This window comes from Pseudomonas sp. KBN10P06128 (assembly GCF_037574945.1).
GTDB classification, from domain to species: domain Bacteria; phylum Pseudomonadota; class Gammaproteobacteria; order Pseudomonadales; family Pseudomonadaceae; genus Pseudomonas; species Pseudomonas aeruginosa.
Window position 1 is genome coordinate 6,654,518 of the sequence record NZ_JBBELR010000001.1, and the last position, 17,378, is coordinate 6,671,895.

Consider the following 17,378-nt stretch of genomic DNA (forward strand, 5'->3'; position numbering starts at 1 on the left):
TTACCTTCTCAGAGCCTGTCTCACGCATCGCGCGGGTCGGGATTGTCCAGCACGGTTTCGGTCTGGTTGGCGCGGAACTGCTTCAGCGCCTCGTGGTACTGCGGGTGCTTGGCGCCGAGGATGCTCGCCGAGAGCAGCGCCGCGTTGACCGCGCCGGCCTTGCCGATGGCCAGGGTGGCGACCGGTACGCCGGCGGGCATCTGCACGATGGAGAGCAGCGAGTCGACACCCGACAGCATCGACGACTGTACCGGCACGCCGAGTACCGGCAGGTGGGTCTTGGCCGCGCACATGCCCGGCAGGTGGGCGGCGCCGCCAGCGCCGGCGATGATCACTTCGAGGCCGCGGCCTTCGGCTTCCTCGGCGTACTGGAAGAGCAGGTCCGGGGTGCGGTGGGCGGAAACCACCTTCACTTCGTAGGGGATGCCCAGCTTGTCCAGCATGTCCGCGGTGTGACTGAGGGTGCTCCAGTCCGATTTGGAACCCATGATCACGCCAACCAGTGCGCTCATCGTCGTGCCTCTCTCAAATGCGCCGTCCGGCGCGTCAGAAACCAACAAGCCACGCTTCGTCGAGGGGCGTGGCTTGTACTGGGCCGAGCCGGCGGGCAGTGCCGGTTCGAAGGCGGCGCAGTATACCGCAAAGGCAGGCCGGGCGCGCGCCGGGGGCTACCGTCCGTCCCGTTTTTTCGCGCCATGGCGGGAAACTTGCCGCAACTCAATGCGCGCCTACCACGAGCGGCCAGACTGGTTGTCGCGGCGCGCTCCGAGGGAGCGGCGGCCGCGCCGGTTCCGCAGCCTGTCGCGGTGCCCGTCAAAGGCGCCGCGACAGGCGCTCAGCCCCGTCCAAGGAGATGACCATGACCCTGCCACAGACCATGAAAGCCGCGGTCGTGCACGCCTACGGCGCGCCGCTGCGGATCGAGGAAGTCAAGGTTCCGCTGCCCGGCCCCGGGCAGGTACTGGTGAAGATCGAAGCCTCCGGCGTCTGCCACACCGACCTGCATGCCGCCGAGGGCGACTGGCCGGTGAAGCCGCCGTTGCCGTTCATTCCCGGTCACGAAGGCGTCGGCTACGTCGCCGCGGTGGGCAGCGGAGTGACCCGAGTGAAGGAAGGCGACCGGGTCGGCATCCCCTGGCTGTACACCGCCTGCGGCTGCTGCGAGCACTGCCTGACCGGCTGGGAGACCCTCTGCGAGAGCCAGCAGAACACCGGCTACTCGGTGAACGGCGGCTATGCCGAATACGTATTGGCCGACCCGAACTACGTCGGAATTCTGCCGAAAAACGTCGAATTCGCTGAAATCGCGCCGATCCTCTGCGCCGGCGTCACCGTCTACAAGGGGCTCAAGCAGACTAACGCGCGCCCCGGCCAGTGGGTGGCGATCTCCGGCATCGGCGGCCTCGGCCACGTCGCCGTGCAGTACGCCAGGGCCATGGGCCTGCACGTCGCCGCCATCGACATCGACGACGCCAAGCTGGAACTGGCGCGCAAGCTCGGTGCCAGCCTGACGGTCAACGCCCGGCAGGAAGACCCGGTGGAGGTGCTCCAGCGCGACATCGGCGGCGCCCACGGGGTGCTGGTCACCGCGGTATCCAATAGCGCCTTCGGCCAGGCCATCGGCATGGCGCGCCGCGGCGGCACCATCGCCCTGGTCGGCCTGCCGCCGGGTGACTTCCCGACGCCGATCTTCGACGTGGTGCTCAAGGGCCTGCACATCGCCGGCTCAATCGTCGGCACCCGCGCGGACCTTCAGGAAGCCCTCGACTTTGCCGGCGAAGGCCTGGTCAAGGCGACCATCCATCCGGGCAAGCTGGACGACATCAACCAGATCCTCGACCAGATGCGCGCCGGGCAGATCGAGGGGCGCATCGTCCTTGAGATGTGACCTGCGGGGCGGCGTCCCGGCGCCGCCCTTGCCTGTCTACTCGACGCTGCCCAGCCCGCCTTCCAGCTTGCGCCAGAGCAGGCGGATCGCCGCCTTGCGTACCAGCGCGCAGCGGTACAGGCGGATTTCCTGCGGGACGAACCATTGCGGCCCGCCACAGATCGCCAGCTCACCGCGCTCCAGTTCGTTGACCACGCTCAGCCGTGGCACCCAGGCCACGCCCATGCCTTGCAGCGCCATGCTCTTCAGGCTGTCGGCCATCGCCGTCTCGTAGACCGTGGTGTAGCGCAGGTTGCGCTGGCGCAGCAGCAGGTTGACCCCGCGGCCGAGGAAGGCGCTGGCGCTGTAGGCGAGCAGCGGCACGCTCTGGCCGTTCTCCAGGTCGAACAGCGGCTGGCCCTCGGCGTTCACCGCGCAAACCGGCAGCATCTCGGTGCGCCCCAGGTGCAGCGAGGGGAAGATCTCCGGGTCCATCTGCAACGCGGCGTCAGGGTCGTAGAACGCCAGCATCAGGTCGCAGCTACCCTCGCGCAGGGAATGCACCGCCTCGCCGACGTTGGTGGCGATCAGCCGGCTGGCGATGTTCAGCCCCTCGTTGCGCAGCCGCGCGATCCACTGCGGGAAGAAGCCCAGCGCCAGCGAGTGGGCGGCGGCGAACTGCAGCACCTCGCCCTGCCCGCCTTCCAGGTGGTGCAGGTGGCGCACCACTTGGCCGAGCTGCTCGACCACGCTGCGCGCGGTGACCAGGAACAGCTGCCCGGCCTCGGTCAGTTCCACCGGCGTGCGCTGGCGATTCACCAGGGTCAGGCCGAGGGCGTCCTCCAGGCTGCGAATGCGCCGGCTGAAGGCCGGCTGGGTGACGAAGCGTTTCTCCGCCGCCTGGGAAAAGCTGCGGGTGCCGGCCAGGGCGATGAAATCCTCCAGCCACTTCAGTTCGAGGTTCACGACGGGAAAGGCTCCGGTAATGCGATGACACGTCCGCCATCATACCAGCGTCACATCCAACATTATGCCGTTTGTGCATGAGGCAGCGTTTAACAGCATTGGCCACGAAATCGTCACATCCTTAGTCTAGTGGGCATCGCGGCACTGGCCGTGTCCCTCTGAGACAAATCCCGTCATGTCCCCCGTTGCATCTTCCCGTATCGAGAAAGACCTGCTCGGCACCCTCGAAGTGCCCGCTGACGCCTACTACGGCATCCAGACCCTGCGCGCCGTGAACAACTTCCGCCTCTCCGGGGTGCCGCTGTCGCACTACCCGAAGCTGGTCGTTGCCCTGGCCATGGTCAAGCAGGCCGCCGCCGACGCCAACCGTCAGCTCGGCCATCTCCCGGAAGACAAGCACGCCGCCATCAGCGAGGCCTGCGCCCGCCTGATCCGCGGCGATTTCCACGAGCAGTTCGTGGTGGACATGATCCAGGGCGGCGCCGGCACCTCCACCAACATGAACGCGAACGAAGTGATCGCGAACATCGCGCTGGAAGCCATGGGCCACACCAAGGGTGAGTACAAGTACCTGCACCCGAACAACGATGTGAACATGGCGCAGTCGACCAACGACGCCTACCCGACCGCCATCCGCCTGGGCCTGCTGCTCGGCCACGACACCCTGCTGGCCAGCCTCGACAGCCTGATCCAGGCCTTCGCCGCCAAGGGCGTCGAATTCGCCGGCGTACTGAAGATGGGCCGCACCCAGTTGCAGGACGCCGTGCCGATGACCCTCGGCCAGGAATTCCACGCTTTCGCCACCACCCTCGGCGAAGACCTCGACCGCCTGCGTCGCCTGGCGCCGGAGCTGCTCACCGAAGTGAACCTCGGTGGCACCGCCATCGGCACCGGCATCAACGCCGACCCCGGCTACCAGAAGCTCGCCGTCGAGCGCCTGGCCGCCATCAGCGGGCAGCCGCTGAAGCCGGCCGCCGACCTGATCGAAGCCACCTCCGACATGGGCGCCTTCGTGCTGTTCTCCGGCATGCTCAAGCGCACCGCGGTCAAGCTGTCGAAGATCTGCAACGACCTGCGCCTGCTCTCCAGCGGCCCGCGCACCGGCATCAACGAGATCAACCTGCCGCCGCGCCAGCCGGGCAGTTCGATCATGCCGGGCAAGGTCAACCCGGTGATCCCGGAAGCGGTCAACCAGGTCGCCTTCGAAGTGATCGGCAACGACCTCGCCCTGACCCTGGCGGCCGAAGGCGGCCAGTTGCAACTGAACGTGATGGAGCCGCTGATCGCCTACAAGATCTTCGACTCGATCCGCCTGCTGCAACGCGCCATGGACATGCTCCGCGAACACTGCATCACCGGCATCACCGCCAACGTCGAGCGCTGCCACGAACTGGTCGAGCACAGCATCGGCCTGGTCACCGCGCTGAACCCGTACATCGGCTACGAGAACTCCACGCGGATCGCCAAGACCGCCCTGGAGAGCGGCCGCGGCGTACTGGAACTGGTACGCGAGGAAAAGCTGCTGGACGAAGCCACCCTGGCCGACATCCTGCTGCCGGAAAACATGATCGCGCCGCGCCTGATTCCACTGCGCGCCTGATCCGATACGAGATCGAGCGCGCCCAGGTCCGGCTATCGACGCAGCCGGGCCGCAGCGCAGCCGATCGAAGAAGGCTCACCGGTAGAGGGGGAGTACTACCCCCTCGACCTTTAGGGATGGATACCCTTCATCCCTTCTTTTATACCCGGCGCCCCGGCCCAGCCGCGGCGCCACGCTCACCGGTCGAGAGGGATACCAACTTTCCCTCTCTACACTCTGAGGGACACGGCGACCTGCGGTGTCCCTTCTTTTTTTCACCGCTCAAGACGGCCCGCAGATCTTCCCCGTTGCCGAGGTGTTGTGTGGCTGCGCTCACCTGTGGATAACGTCCGCGTCATACGTCCTACGAAGGCATATCCCCTCTCAACACCCCGTCAACCCTTGCTCCCGCCGCTCCTCCGGGAAGAAATAGGGCCTCAATACCCGTACCCCGACGCTGTTGCCGGCAAACGCCGCCACCAACCACAACCAGCCATGCAGGCTGCCGGACGCGATCCCGCTGAAATACGCGCCGATGTTGCAGCCATAGGCCAGGCGCGCGCCGTAGCCGAGCAGCAGCCCGCCGATCACCGCCGCCGCCAGCGAACGGCGCGGGATGTCCAGGTTCGGCGCGAAGCGTCCGGCCAGGCCGGCGGCGAGCAGCGCGCCGAGGACGATGCCGATGTCCATCACGCTGGTGATGTCTTCCCACAGCGGCGCGGCCAGCGCCTTGGCGTTCGCCGGCGTCTGCCAGAAGGCCCAGGCGCCGACGTCCAGGCCCACGCCCTGGGCGATCTTCGCGCCCCACAGGGCGAAGGCCGACGTGATGCCCCAGGGGCGTCCGGCGAGGTACAGGGTGAGGAAGTTGAGCAGCGCCAGCGCCAACGCGCCCCAGACCAGCGGCCAGGGGCCGCGGAGGAAGCGCCGCCAACCCCGCCATTCGGCGCTCGGCGGGGTTTCCAGGGTGCCGTGGCGGGCCTTCTCCATGCGTACCGTGACCCCGGCGATGCCGATGAACACCGCCAGGCTCAACACCAGCGCCGGTGCCAGGCCCAGTTCGGCGACCAGCGAGATCGGCGGCAGCGACGGCAGGGCGAACCACCAGCCGACATGCTGGGTGGCGATCAGCGAGCCGAGGATGAAGAACAGCAGGGTCACCAGCATCCGCGCGTTGCCGCCGCCGACGGTGAACAGGGTGCCGGAGGCGCAGCCGCCGCCCAGTTGCATGCCGATGCCGAAAATGAAGGCGCCGACGATCACCGAAGTGCCAACCGGCGAGACGAAACCGCTCACCGGCTGGCCGAACAGGCTGCCCGCCGCCAGCGCCGGGAAGAACAGCAGCACCGCCACGGCCAGCATCACCATCTGCGCGCGCAGCCCGGCGCCGCGCCGTTCGCGGATGAATACCCGCCAGGCGGAGGTGAAGCCGAAGGCGGCGTGGTAGAGGGTCAGGCCCAGGGCGCCGCCGACGATGAAGAGGATGGCCTGGCGCGCGCTGACCGCGTTGAACAGGAACAGCCCGCCGAGCACCAGCAGGGCGAAGGCGATCAGGGGGGCGGCGAGCTTGCGCTCGGGCGCGGCGGAAAGGGCGACACTCATGGCTACTCCTGGGCGCGAGGGTGATCCGGGGGCATTCTAGTCAGTCGCGACGACGGGTCCAACCAGGGCCTCCCGCCGCCAGGCCTTGCGCAACGCCCGCAGCGCCTCGTCGATACGCACCTCGGGTACTGCCGCGAAGCCCAGCACCAGGCCCGCGCGGTCGTCTGGCGCAACGCTGGAGTCGTCCATCCAGTAGTCGCTCAAGGCGCTGACTTCCACCCCGGCGGCTGCCGCCGCGGCGATCAGGGCCCGCTCCCGCGCCAGGCTGTCGACCCGCACGCACAGGTGCAGCCCCGCCTCCACCGCCGGCAACGGCTGGCAACCCGGCGCCTCTGGCCAGCCCCGCAGCAAGGCGTCGCGGCGGGCGCGGGCGGCGCGGCGCATGCGGCGGACGTGGCGCTGGAAATGCCCCTCGGCGATGAAGTCGGCCATGACCCGCTGGGTGCCCACCTCCGAATGGCGTACCTCGATGGCCCGCCGCTGGCGGAAGCGCTCGACCAGCGCCGGCGGGACCACCAGGTAGCCCAGGCGCAACGCCGGGAAGGCGATCTTGCAGAAGGTCCCGACGTAGAGCACCCGGCCTTGTCGGTCCAGCGCGGCCAGCGGCGCCAGCGGCGTACCGCTGTAGCGATACTCGCCGTCGTAGTCGTCCTCGACGATCCAACCGTCGGCGCGCTCGGCCCACTCCAGCAGCTCCAGGCGCCGCGCCAGCGACAGGGTGACGCCGGTGGGGTACTGGTGTGACGGCGTGACATAGGCCAGGCGGCAGCCGGCAATGCCCGCGAGCCGGTCGCTGCGCAGCCCCTCGGCGTCGAGGTCGATCCCGTGCGGTACCGCGCCGGTCGCGGCGAAGGCCAGGCGCGCCGCGCGGTAGCCAGGGTTTTCCACAGCCACCGGATCGCCGTTCTCGAGCAACACCTGGGCGCACAGGCGGATGGCCTGCTGCGCGCCATGGGTGACGATCACCTGTTCCGCCTCGCAGCGCAGGCCGCGCGCGCTGCGCAGGTAGGCGGCGATCAGCTCGCGCAGGCGCGCCTCGCCGGCCGGGTCGCCGTAGCCCAGGCAGTCCGCCGGTGGGTTGCGCCAGAAGCGCGCCTGTAGCCGCGCCCAGGTGTCGAAGGGGAACAGGTCGAAGGCCGGCACGCCGACGCGGAACGCTCGCGGCGCGCCTTCCGGTGGCGGCGCCAGGGCCGCCGGGCCGCGCGGCGCGGGAGCGCTCGGGGCGACGGCGGGGGCCCTGCCTGGGATTTCCTGCAACTCGGCAACGTAGGTGCCGTCGCCTGTGCGCCCGTCGATATAGCCCTCGGCGTGCAACTGTTCATAGGCCCGCACCACGGTGTTGCGCGAGACCTTCAGGGCCTGGGCCAGTTCGCGGCTGGCGGGCATCCGCGTGCGGCTGCCGAGGCGGCCGTCGAGGATCCGTTCGCGCAGCGCGGCGTAGAGCTGGCGGGCCAGGCCCTGGGCGGGGTCGAGGTGGATGCCGGCGGCGTCGAAGGGCAGTACGGTGGCCATGGCGGTCTCGGAGGGAAGAAAGCGCCAGTGTGGATTGGACCTGTGGAATTGACCAGCAATGGATCTTCTAGCGGACCATTTCCCGGCCTAGTCTGGAGGCACCTTTACCCGGACATGGAACCGAGCCATGAGCACGTCCCTGCAGATTCGTCCCGTCGGCGCCGGCGACCACGCCGCCTGGCTGCCGCTGTGGGAGGGCTACCAGCGCTTCTACAAGACCGAGATCGCCGCCGCTACCAGCGACGCCACCTGGCAGCGCTTCCTCGACGCCGACGAACCGATGAACGCCGCCCTCGCCTGGCTCGACGAGCGCGCCGTAGGCCTGGTGCACTGGATCTACCACCGCTCCTGCTGGACCGTTGGCGACTACTGCTACCTGCAGGACCTGTTCGTCGCCGAGGGCCTGCGCGGCGAAGGCATAGGGCGCCGGCTGATCGAGCATGTCTACGCCGAGGCCGGCGCCGCTGGCTGTTCGCGGGTGCACTGGCTGACCCACGAGAGCAACAGCGACGCGATGAAGCTGTACGAGCGCATCGCCGACAAGTCCGGTTTCCTTCAGTACCGCAGGATTCTCTGAGGCCCACCATGCGCGAACCCTTGAACTGGCGCCCCGTCGCCACTCCACCCCACGCCCCGCTCGACGGCCGCTTCGTCAAGCTCGAACCGCTCGATCCGCAACGCCACGGCGACGACCTGTGGGACGCCCTGCAAGGGCCTGGCGCCGACCCGTTGCTGTGGGAATACCTGGCCTACGGCCCGTTCGCCGAGCGCCCGGCGTTCGACGCCTGGCTGGCCGGCCAGGCGGCCAGCCGCGACCCGCTGTTCTTCGCCGTGCGCGAGCGGCGCACGCAGCGCGCCGTCGGCCTGCTCAGCTACCTGCGGATCACGCCGAAGGATGGCGTCATCGAAATCGGCCATATCGCCTTCGGCGCGCCTATGCAGCGCACACCGGGGTCTACCGAGGCGGTCTACCTGCTCGCCGAACTCGCCCTCGGCCGCCTCGGCTACCGCCGCCTGGAGTGGAAGTGCAATGCCGGCAACGCCCGTTCGATGCGCGCCGCCGAGCGCCTGGGCTTCACCTACGAAGGCACCTTCCGCCAGCACATGGTGGTCAAGCAGCGCAACCGCGACACCGCCTGGTTCTCCCTGCTCGACAGCGAATGGCCGGCGCGACAGGCGGCGTTCGAGCGCTGGCTCGATCCTTCCAACTTCGACGCCGAAGGCCGCCAGCGGCAGACGCTGGAGGCGCTGCGCGACTAGCCCCTGGCAGGGACTGCCGGTCGCTCAACGGTACTCCGGCAGCCAGTGCAGGCTGGCCAGGATGTGCGCGACCGCGTTGGCCACGCCGAACAGCAGCACCAGCACGATCGCCGGCGTGCCGCCCCAGGCGCGGAACAGCGGGCTGCCGAAGCGCTTGCGCGAGGCCCGCGCCATCAGCGCCGGAACGATCACCGCCCAGAACGCCGCGGCCAGCCCGGCGAAACCGATGGCGTAGATGAAGCCGTTGGGGAACAGCAGCCCGCCGATGGTCGGTGGGACGAAGGTCAGCAACGCGGTCTTGAAGCGCCCGAAGTGGCTGTCGTCGAACCTGCACAGGTCGGCCAGGTAGTCGAACAGGCCGAGGGTCACGCCGAGGAAGGAGCTGGCCACCGCCAGGTTGGAGAAGGTGGTGAGCAACGCGTTCAGCGAATCCGACGCGGTGATCCGGTGCAGGTATTCCACCAGGGTGCCGACGTTGCTGCCGCCGGCGATGATGCCCTTGAACTGCTCGCGCGGGATGGTGCCCAGGGTGCTGGCCTGCCACAGCAGGTAGATGGCCAGGGCGATCAGGGTGCCGATCCACAGCGAACGGCTGATCCGCTGCGGGTCCTTGCCGTAGTACTTCATCAGGCTCGGCACGTTGCCGTGGTAACCGAAGGAAGTCAGGCAGAACGGCAGGGTCGCCAGCAGGTAGGGCCAGTAGACCGCGTCCGGCTCGCCGCTGTTGAACAGGATCGCCGGCTGGATGCGCCCGAGCAGGCCGCTGATGGAGAGGCCGAAGGTAATGATCATGCCGCCGAGCATCAGCGTGGTGATGCGGTCCACCGCGCGGGTACTCCACCACACCACCAGCGCCACCGCCAGGGCGAACAGCAGCCCAGCGAGCTTTTCCGGCAGGGTCACGCCGAGGCCGCTGGACAGGGTGTAGCCGATGATCGAGCCGCCGCCGGAGATATAGGCATAGGTGAGGATATAGAGGACGAAGGCGATGCTCAGCCCGTTGACCACATTCCAGCCCTGGCCGAGCAGGTCGCGGGTGATGGTCGAGAAGCTCGAGCCCACCGGGTAGTTGAGGTTGGCCTCGAGGATCATCATCCCCGACAGCAGCATGCAGAACCAGGTGAGCAGGAACACCGCCACCGACCAGCCGAACCAGATGCCGGACATGGCGATGGGCAGGGAGAACATTCCGGCGCCGACGGCGGTGCCGGCGATGATCATCGAACCGCCGAGCAGCGAGGGCCGGCGGCTGGGCGTTTGAGCTGGAGAGGACGACACCTGGACTTCCCGATAGTCAGCGCCTGCGGCGCGACGCGCCGTTGGGCAGAGGCGGCATTCTAGGCGGCGCGCGCGCCGGGCGCACCCTGGCAGGGCAAACAGCCGGCCGACGCGGCAACCGATGCCGATAAAAAAAGGGGAGCATCATGCTCCCCCAGGGACTTTAACCGTCTGTCGCGGTCAGCCCGCAATCTCGATCAGGATCTCGCCCGGGTTGACCCGGTCGCCCTTGGCCACGTGGATCGCCTTGACCGTACCGGCGATGCCGGCCTGGACCTCGGTTTCCATCTTCATCGCCTCGGTGATCAACACCGCCTGGCCGGCCTTGACGCTATCGCCTTCCTTCACCAGCACGTCGACGATGTTGCCCGGCATGGTGGTGCTGACGTGGCCCGGCTCGCTGGCATGCTTGCGGCCGCTGGCGGAGCCGGCGACATATTCGTTGAGCGGCTCGAACACCACTTCTTCCGGCATGCCGTCGATGGACAGGTAGAAGTGCCGCTTGTTGTCGCTCTTCACGCCGACCCCGGTGATGTCGACGCGGTAGGTCTCGCCGTGCACGTCGATGACGAACTCGGTCGGGGTGCCTTCCGCGCCGGCGGCGGCGACGCCCTTGCCGGTGGGAATCGGCAGCAGTTCCTCGGGCTTCAGGGTGCCGGCCTCACGCTCTTCGAGGAACTTGCGCCCGATGTCCGGGAACATCGCGTAGGTGAGTACGTCTTCCTCGGACCTGGCCAGGTTGCCGATCTCGCTGCGCAGCTTGTTCAGCTCCGGCTTGATCAGGTCGGCCGGGCGCACGTCGATGACTTCCTCGCTGCCGATGGCCTGGCGCCGCAGTTGCTCGTTGACCTCGCCGGGGGCCTTGCCATAACGGCCCTGCAGGTACAGCTTCACTTCGTTGGTGATGGTCTTGTAGCGCTCGCCGGCGAGCACGTTGAAGAACGCCTGGGTGCCGACGATCTGCGAAGTCGGCGTCACCAGCGGCGGGAAACCGAGGTCGGCGCGGACCCGCGGGATTTCCTCGAGCACCTCGCCCATACGGTTCAGCGCGCCCTGCTCCTTGAGCTGGTTGGCCAGGTTGGAAATCATCCCGCCCGGCACCTGGTTGACCTGCACGCGGGTATCCACGCCGGTGAATTCGCTCTCGAACTGGTGGTACTTCTTGCGCACCGCGTGGAAGTACATGCCGATCTCCTGGATCAGCTCCAGGTCCAGGCCGGTGTCGTAGGGGGTACCGCGCAGCGCCGCGACCATCGACTCGGTGCCCGGGTGGCTGGTGCCCCAGGCCATGCTGGAGATCGCCGTGTCGATACGGTCGGCGCCGTTTTCCACGGCCTTGAGCTGGCACATGCTGGCGACACCGGCGGTGTCATGGGAATGCACCACCACGTCCAGCGGCAGGGCGTCCTTCAGGGCCTTGACCAGGTCGCCGGTGGCATAGGGGGTGAGCAGGCCGGCCATGTCCTTGATGGCGATGGAGTCGACGCCCATGTCGGCCATCGCCTTGCCCTGGGCGACGAAGGCCTCGATGGTGTGCACCGGGCTGGTGGTGTAGCAGATGGTGCCCTGGGCGTGCTTGCCGGCGGCCTTCACCGCCTCGATGGAGACGCGCAGGTTACGCACGTCGTTCATCGCGTCGAAGATGCGGAACACGTCGATGCCGTTGACCGCCGCCTTGGCGACGAAGGCGCGCACCACATCGTCGCTGTAGTGGCGGTAGCCGAGCAGGTTCTGCCCGCGCAGGAGCATCTGCAGGCGGGTGTTGGGCAGCGCCGCCTTGAGCTTGCGCAGGCGTTCCCACGGGTCTTCCTTGAGGAAGCGCACGCAGGCGTCGAAGGTGGCGCCGCCCCAGACTTCCAGCGACCAGTAGCCGACGCGGTCGAGCTTGTCGCAGATCGGCAGCATGTCCTCGGTGCGCATGCGGGTCGCCAGCAGCGACTGGTGGGCATCGCGCAGGATGGTATCGGTGACGCCGGTCTTCTTCGCTTGGATGGTGTTGCTCATGTTCTGCTCCTTCCCTTACAGGCCGGCGTGGGCCGCGATGGCGGTGGCGATGGCGATGGCCAGGTGCGACGGGTTGCGCTTGATCGAGTACTGGGTCAGTTCCGGGTGGCTTTCGACGAAGCTGGTGTTGAACTGGCCGCTGCGGAATTCCGGGTTGCGGAGGATTTCCTGGTAGTACGGCGCGGTGGTCTTGACCCCTTGCACGCGCATGTCATCGAGGGCGCGCAGGCCGCGATCGAGGGCCTCTTCCCAGGTCAGCGCCCAGACGATCAGCTTCAGGCACATCGAGTCGTAGTACGGCGGGATGGTGTAGCCGGTGTAGATCGCCGTGTCGGTACGCACGCCGGGGCCGCCGGGGGCGTAGTAGCGGGTGATCTTGCCGAACGAGGGCAGGAAGTTGTTCTTCGGGTCCTCGGCGTTGATGCGGAACTGCAGGGCGTAGCCGCGATGGACGATGTCGTCCTGCTTGACCGACAGCTCCAGCCCGGAAGCGATGCGGATCTGCTCGCGGACCACGTCGATGCCGGTGATCTCCTCGGTGATGGTGTGCTCCACCTGGACCCGGGTGTTCATCTCCATGAAGTACACCTCGCCGTCGGCGAGCAGGAACTCCACGGTGCCGGCGTTCTCGTAGCCCACCGCCTTGGCCGCGCGCACCGCCAGGTCGCCGATATAGGCGCGCTGCTCGGGGGTGAGCTGCGGGCTCGGGGCGATCTCGATGAGCTTCTGGTTGCGGCGCTGGATCGAGCAGTCGCGCTCGAACAGGTGCACGGTGTTGCCGAAGGAATCGGCGAGGATCTGCGCCTCGATGTGCTTGGGATTGACGATGCACTTCTCGAGGAATACCTCGGCGCTGCCGAAGGCCTTGGTCGCCTCGGAGATCACCCGCGGGAACGCCTGTTCCAGCTCCTCGCGGCTGTTGCAGCGACGGATGCCGCGACCGCCGCCGCCGGAGGTGGCCTTGAGCATCACCGGGTAGCCGATCCGCTCGGCTTCGCGCAGGGCCTCAGCGAGATCGGCGACGTTGCCTTCGGTGCCGGGGGTGCAGGGCACGCCGGCGGCGATCATGCTGCGGCGGGCTTCGGTCTTGTCGCCCATGCGGCGGATCACTTGCGCCGACGGGCCGATGAACTTGATACCGCGCTCGGCGCAGATTTCCGCCAGCTCGGCATTTTCCGAGAGGAAGCCATAGCCGGGGTGCAGGGCGTCGCAGCCACTTTCCACCGCCAGGTTCACCAGGGCGCGCGGGTTGAGGTAGCCGGCCAGCGGGTCCGCGCCGATGCTGTGGGCTTCGTCGGCGCGCTTGACGTGCAGCGCGTGGCGATCGGCCTCGGAGTAGACGGCCACCGAGCGGATGCCCATCTCGGCGCAGGCGCGCACGATGCGGACGGCAATCTCGCCGCGGTTGGCGATCAGGATCTTCTTGATCACGGAGGTCTCCCTCTTCGGGGTTGGGAACCTGGTACGGTCGATCCGGATATTCCGGTCGCTGCATGACCGGCAGGCAGCTCCCGGTCGCGCTTTTACCCTACCCCCGTGAGGGTGATTAACAAAAATCAATAATTATTGGGATAGCCATTAGAAAAGCTTTATAGTCGCCCGACCGATCTCGGTCAGAGTGTGACTGGAATGCGTAAGTCGTTGATGCGTATGACATTACGGCAGCTTCAGGTTTTTCGTGCCGTATGCGAGAGCCGCTCCTACAGCCGGGCGGCGGAGGAAATGGCCCTGACCCAGCCGGCGGTCAGCCTGCAGATCCGCCAACTGGAAGAGCTGGTCGGCCAGCCGCTGTTCGAGTACGTCGGCAAGAAGCTCTACCTGACCGATGCCGCCGAAGCCCTGCTGAAGACCAGCACCGACCTGTTCCAGCGCCTGGAAAGCCTGGACATGCAGCTCTCGGACCTGAAGGGCTCGCTGCAGGGCCAGTTGCGCCTGGCGGTGGAGTCCAGCGCCAAGTACATCACCCCGCACCTGTTCAAGGCGTTCCAGAACCTGCATCCGGAAGTCAGCCTGAGCCTGACGGTGGTCAACCGCACCCAGGTGATCAAGCGCCTGGCCGACAACCGCGACGACCTGGTGATCATGTCCCTGGTACCGCAGGACATGGCCCTGGAGTTCCTGCCCTTCCTGAACAACCCGATCATCGCCGTGGCGCCGCCGGACCATCCGCTGTGCAACGCCGCGAAGCTGGCCCTGAAGGACCTGGAGCCCTTCCCGCTACTGGTCCGCGAACCGGGCTCCGGCACCCGCAAGGCTTGCGAGGAGTTCTTCCAGCAACGCCGCGCGCACTTCTCGCAGATCCAGGAGATCGCCTCGCTGGAGTCCCTGCGCGAAGGGGTGATCGCCGGCCTCGGCCTGGCCCTGCTGCCGCGCCATGCGGCGCACCAGGAACTGGCCAACGGCCTGCTGCGCGAACTACCGGTGGAGGAATTGCCGCTCTATCGCAGCTGGTGCCTGGTGCACGCCAAGGGCAAGCGCCTGAGCCCGGTGGCCCAGGCGTTCGTCGCCTTCGTCCGCGAGGAGCGGGCGCTGATCAGCCATCTCGCTGGGCGCTTCGCCGGCCCTGGCGGTTCGAGCTGAGGTAGGCGGCGGCTACCAGCTCGGGGTAGTCGGCCAGTTCCTGGCGCAGGCGCAGTTCTTCGCAGTGGTCCTCGATCGCCCGGCGGAATTGCATGCGCCGCTGGTCTTCGAGCTTGCGGCGGGTTTTCGAATCCACGTGCTGGGCATTGGCATCGCTATGACGGGGCATCTCGCGTCTCCCATGGCCGACTGGCTGGAGTCGCGAGCATCGCGCAGCAATGTGACGGTTTGGCGGCAAGCCGGTGAAGACTGCGTTATGCCTTCCCGGCGGCGCCTCAGGACGGCTCGCCGCGCTCTTCCTGGTTCTTCATCACCTTCGGCGACAGGCGCAGGCTGCGCAGGCTGCGCTTGACGCTCTTGAGGTGGTTGACCAGGTCCGGGCCGCGGGCCATGGCCACGCCCATCGCCAGCACGTCGATCACCACCAGGTGGGCGATGCGCGAGGTCAGCGGGGTGTAGATGTCGGTGTCCTCGTGCACGTCGATCGCCAGGTTGACCGTGGCCAGGTCGGCCAGCGGGGTCTGGCTCGGGCACAGGGTGATCAGCGTGGCGCCGGCCTCGCGCACCAGGTTGGCGGTGATCAGCAGGTCCTTCGAGCGACCCGACTGGGAAATGCAGATGGCCACGTCGCTGGGCTTGAGGGTCACCGCCGACATCGCCTGCATGTGCGGGTCGGAGTAGGCCGCCGCCGACAGCAGCAGGCGGAAGAACTTGTGCTGGGCATCCGAGGCCACCGCGCCGGAAGCGCCGAAGCCGTAGAACTCCACGCGCTGGGCGTGGGCGATGGCGGCGATGGCGCGCTCCAGGGCGTGGGTGTCCAGGTGCTCGCGGACTTCCATCAGGCTGTGCAGCGTGGTGTCGAAGATCTTCAGGCTGAAGTCGGCCACCGAGTCGCTCTCATGGATCGAGAACTGGCCGAAGCTGGCGCCGGCCGCCAGGCTCTGCGCCAGCTTCAGCTTGAGGTCCTGGAAGCCGCTGCAGCCGATGGCGCGGCAGAAGCGCACGATGGTCGGCTCGCTGACCCCGACCCCATGGGCCAGTTCGGCCATGGAGCTGTGCATGACCGACGCCGGATCGTTGAGAACGTGATCGGCGACCTTGAGTTCCGACTTGCGGAGCTGTTGGCGGGACTGGGCTATGTGCTGCAGCAGGTTCACAGGCTGGGCTCGATTCTCTGTAGTAACCTTGTAGTTATACTACAAACAGTCAGCCACGCCCAGCCAACGCCGTCGGGAGCTTGCCTTGAGTACACCAGCCACTCCAACGTCCTGCGACATCCTGGTCTTCGGCGGTACCGGCGACCTGGCCCTGCACAAGCTGCTGCCGGCGCTCTATCGCCTGCACCGGGAGGACCGCCTGCCGGCCGATACACGGATCTTCGCCCTCGCCCGCAGCGCGCTGGACAACGCCGCCTTCCTCGCCCTCGCCGAGCGCAACGTCCGCGCGGTGGTGGCGCGCAGCGAGTTCGCCGCCGAACAATGGAAAGGCTTCGCCGCGCGCCTCGACTACCTGGCCATGGACGCCTCGCAGAGCGCCGACTTCGGCCGTCTCGCGCGGCACCTGAAGAGCAGCGAGGGCCGGGTGCTGGTGCACTACCTGGCGACCTCGCCGAGCCTGTTCGCGCCGATCGCGCAGAACCTCTCCATCGCCGGCCTCGCCGGGCCGCAAGCGCGCATCGTGCTGGAAAAACCGCTGGGCCATTCGCTGGACTCGGCGAGGGCGATCAACCAGTCCATCGGCCGGGTGTTCGACGAGTCGCGGGTGTTCCGCATCGACCACTACCTGGGCAAGGAAACCGTGCAGAACCTGATGGCCCTGCGCTTCGCCAATGCGTTGTTCGAGCCGGTCTGGCGCGCGGCGCACATCGACCATGTGCAGATCAGCGTCAACGAGACCCTTGGCGTGGAGAACCGCGGCGGCTACTACGACCACGCCGGGGCGATGCGCGACATGGTGCAGAACCATCTGCTCCAGTTGCTCTGCCTGGTGGCGATGGAGGCGCCGGTGCGTTTCGACGCCGAGGCTGTGCGCAACGAGAAGCTCAAGGTGCTGCAGGCGCTGAAGCCGATCTCCGGGCTCGACGTGCAGGACAAGACGGTACGCGGCCAGTACGCCGCCGGCAGGATCGGCGGCCAGGAGGTGCCGGCGTACTACTTCGAGAAGAACGTCGACAACGACAGCGATACCGAGACCTTCGTCGCGCTCCAGGCCGAGGTCGAGAACTGGCGCTGGGCCGGGGTGCCGTTCTACCTGCGCACCGGCAAGCGCATGGCGCGCAAGTGCTCGGAAATCGTCATCCAGTTCAAGCCGGTGCCGCACAGCCTGATCGACGGCGGCGGCGGGCCGGCCAACCGCCTGTGGATAAGGTTGCAGCCGGAGGAGCGGATCAGCGTGCAACTGATGGCCAAGACCCCGGGCAAGGGCATGCAACTGGAACCGGTGGAGCTGGACCTCAACCTGGCCGAGGCCCTCAGCCGCAACAAGCGGCGCTGGGACGCCTACGAGCGCCTGCTGCTGGACGTGATCGAGGGCGACTCGACGCTGTTCATGCGCCGCGACGAGGTAGAGGCCGCCTGGGGCTGGGTCGACCCGATCCTCGCCGGCTGGCGCGAGCACTACCAGAGCCCGCGGCCCTACCCGGCCGGCAGCAACGGCCCGGAACAGGCGCAACTGCTGCTGGAACTGCAGGGTCGACGCTGGCTGGAATGACGCGGACATTGATCCGGCTCAGGA

The 17,378-nt window shown here is 67.6% G+C and carries 15 protein-coding genes; 6 read left to right on the plus strand and 9 right to left on the minus strand.

All coding sequences use genetic code 11. From position 1 onward, the window contains the following. Positions 1–20: 20 nt before the first annotated feature. A complete protein-coding gene (gene purE / locus VQ065_RS31040) occupies positions 21–512 on the minus strand; it encodes a 5-(carboxyamino)imidazole ribonucleotide mutase (protein WP_003106314.1) in 492 nt (163 codons plus the stop codon). Between the two features lie 347 nt (positions 513–859). Here purE and adhP point away from each other — a divergent pair, with 347 nt between their 5' ends. Beyond that, on the plus strand, positions 860–1,888 hold the full coding sequence (adhP, locus tag VQ065_RS31045; protein ID WP_003096816.1) for an alcohol dehydrogenase AdhP: 1,029 nt from the start codon (positions 860–862) through the stop codon (positions 1,886–1,888). Between the two features lie 36 nt (positions 1,889–1,924). Here the strand turns inward: adhP and VQ065_RS31050 are convergent, their stop codons facing one another. Beyond that, positions 1,925–2,833 (minus strand): LysR substrate-binding domain-containing protein, encoded by a 909-nt coding sequence (locus tag VQ065_RS31050; protein WP_003096819.1) that lies wholly within the window; start codon positions 2,831–2,833, stop codon positions 1,925–1,927. 175 nt (positions 2,834–3,008) lie between these two features. On the opposite strand from VQ065_RS31050, the gene aspA reads away from it, so the two are divergent. Beyond that, the gene (gene aspA, locus VQ065_RS31055) at positions 3,009–4,433 is read left to right on the plus strand and encodes an aspartate ammonia-lyase (RefSeq protein WP_003096822.1); all 1,425 of its coding nucleotides are present in this window, start codon (positions 3,009–3,011) and stop codon (positions 4,431–4,433) included. Positions 4,434–4,796: 363 nt separating this feature from the next. Here aspA and VQ065_RS31060 read toward each other — a convergent pair whose 3' ends face one another. Next, positions 4,797–6,011, minus strand: a complete 1,215-nt coding sequence (locus VQ065_RS31060) for a YeeE/YedE family protein (RefSeq protein ID WP_003096826.1) — start codon at positions 6,009–6,011, stop codon at positions 4,797–4,799. Between the two features lie 36 nt (positions 6,012–6,047). Beyond that, a complete protein-coding gene (gene pdxR / locus VQ065_RS31065; RefSeq protein ID WP_003121353.1) occupies positions 6,048–7,523 on the minus strand; it encodes a MocR-like pyridoxine biosynthesis transcription factor PdxR in 1,476 nt (491 codons plus the stop codon). 127 nt (positions 7,524–7,650) lie between these two features. Between pdxR and VQ065_RS31070 the strand changes: the two genes are divergently transcribed. Both VQ065_RS31070 and VQ065_RS31075 read left to right on the plus strand, forming a co-directional pair. Continuing rightward, positions 7,651–8,100, plus strand: coding sequence for a GNAT family N-acetyltransferase (locus VQ065_RS31070; RefSeq protein ID WP_003096834.1), 450 nt, complete (start codon positions 7,651–7,653; stop codon positions 8,098–8,100). Positions 8,101–8,108: 8 nt separating this feature from the next. After that, complete coding sequence (locus VQ065_RS31075) at positions 8,109–8,783, plus strand: GNAT family N-acetyltransferase (protein ID WP_003096837.1); 675 nt, start codon at positions 8,109–8,111, stop codon at positions 8,781–8,783. 24 nt (positions 8,784–8,807) lie between these two features. Here VQ065_RS31075 and mtr read toward each other — a convergent pair whose 3' ends face one another. The 3 genes from mtr to VQ065_RS31090 form a co-directional block, all read right to left on the minus strand. Then, complete coding sequence (mtr, locus tag VQ065_RS31080) at positions 8,808–10,061, minus strand: tryptophan permease (protein ID WP_003096841.1); 1,254 nt, start codon at positions 10,059–10,061, stop codon at positions 8,808–8,810. 180 nt (positions 10,062–10,241) lie between these two features. Next, on the minus strand, positions 10,242–12,065 hold the full coding sequence (gene oadA, locus VQ065_RS31085; RefSeq protein WP_003096843.1) for a sodium-extruding oxaloacetate decarboxylase subunit alpha: 1,824 nt from the start codon (positions 12,063–12,065) through the stop codon (positions 10,242–10,244). Between the two features lie 15 nt (positions 12,066–12,080). Continuing rightward, entirely contained in the window at positions 12,081–13,496 is a 1,416-nt protein-coding gene (locus VQ065_RS31090; protein ID WP_003096848.1) for an acetyl-CoA carboxylase biotin carboxylase subunit, read from the minus strand. Between the two features lie 213 nt (positions 13,497–13,709). Between VQ065_RS31090 and pycR the strand changes: the two genes are divergently transcribed. Then, positions 13,710–14,645: a LysR family transcriptional regulator PycR gene (gene pycR / locus VQ065_RS31095; RefSeq protein WP_031632771.1), complete on the plus strand. Its 936-nt coding sequence runs from the start codon at positions 13,710–13,712 to the stop codon at positions 14,643–14,645. Here the strand turns inward: pycR and VQ065_RS31100 are convergent. Together VQ065_RS31100 and hexR are read right to left on the minus strand one after the other, a co-directional pair. Beyond that, on the minus strand, positions 14,599–14,814 hold the full coding sequence (locus tag VQ065_RS31100; RefSeq protein ID WP_003096854.1) for a PA3496 family putative envelope integrity protein: 216 nt from the start codon (positions 14,812–14,814) through the stop codon (positions 14,599–14,601). The two genes, pycR and VQ065_RS31100, sit on opposite strands and share 47 nt — an antisense overlap. Before the next feature lie 106 nt (positions 14,815–14,920). After that, complete coding sequence (gene hexR / locus VQ065_RS31105; protein ID WP_003096857.1) at positions 14,921–15,802, minus strand: transcriptional regulator HexR; 882 nt, start codon at positions 15,800–15,802, stop codon at positions 14,921–14,923. 85 nt (positions 15,803–15,887) lie between these two features. Between hexR and zwf the strand changes: the two genes are divergently transcribed. After that, a complete protein-coding gene (zwf, locus tag VQ065_RS31110; RefSeq protein WP_003096859.1) occupies positions 15,888–17,354 on the plus strand; it encodes a glucose-6-phosphate dehydrogenase in 1,467 nt (488 codons plus the stop codon). Positions 17,355–17,378: the final 24 nt, after the last annotated feature.

Excerpts from the sequence above, each read along its gene's own strand:
- VQ065_RS31060 (WP_003096826.1), bottom strand. The coding sequence starts at position 6,011 with ATGAGTGTCGCCCTTTCCGCCGCGCCCGAGCGCAAGCTCGCCGCCCCC.
- aspA (WP_003096822.1), top strand. The coding sequence starts at position 3,009 with ATGTCCCCCGTTGCATCTTCCCGTATCGAGAAAGACCTGCTCGGCACC.
- VQ065_RS31070 (WP_003096834.1), top strand. The coding sequence starts at position 7,651 with ATGAGCACGTCCCTGCAGATTCGTCCCGTCGGCGCCGGCGACCACGCC.
- pycR (WP_031632771.1), top strand. The coding sequence starts at position 13,710 with ATGCGTATGACATTACGGCAGCTTCAGGTTTTTCGTGCCGTATGCGAG.
- oadA (WP_003096843.1), bottom strand. The coding sequence starts at position 12,065 with ATGAGCAACACCATCCAAGCGAAGAAGACCGGCGTCACCGATACCATC.
- VQ065_RS31075 (WP_003096837.1), top strand. The coding sequence starts at position 8,109 with ATGCGCGAACCCTTGAACTGGCGCCCCGTCGCCACTCCACCCCACGCC.
- pdxR (WP_003121353.1), bottom strand. The coding sequence starts at position 7,523 with ATGGCCACCGTACTGCCCTTCGACGCCGCCGGCATCCACCTCGACCCC.
- adhP (WP_003096816.1), top strand. The coding sequence starts at position 860 with ATGACCCTGCCACAGACCATGAAAGCCGCGGTCGTGCACGCCTACGGC.
- VQ065_RS31100 (WP_003096854.1), bottom strand. The coding sequence starts at position 14,814 with ATGCCCCGTCATAGCGATGCCAATGCCCAGCACGTGGATTCGAAAACC.
- purE (WP_003106314.1), bottom strand. The coding sequence starts at position 512 with ATGAGCGCACTGGTTGGCGTGATCATGGGTTCCAAATCGGACTGGAGC.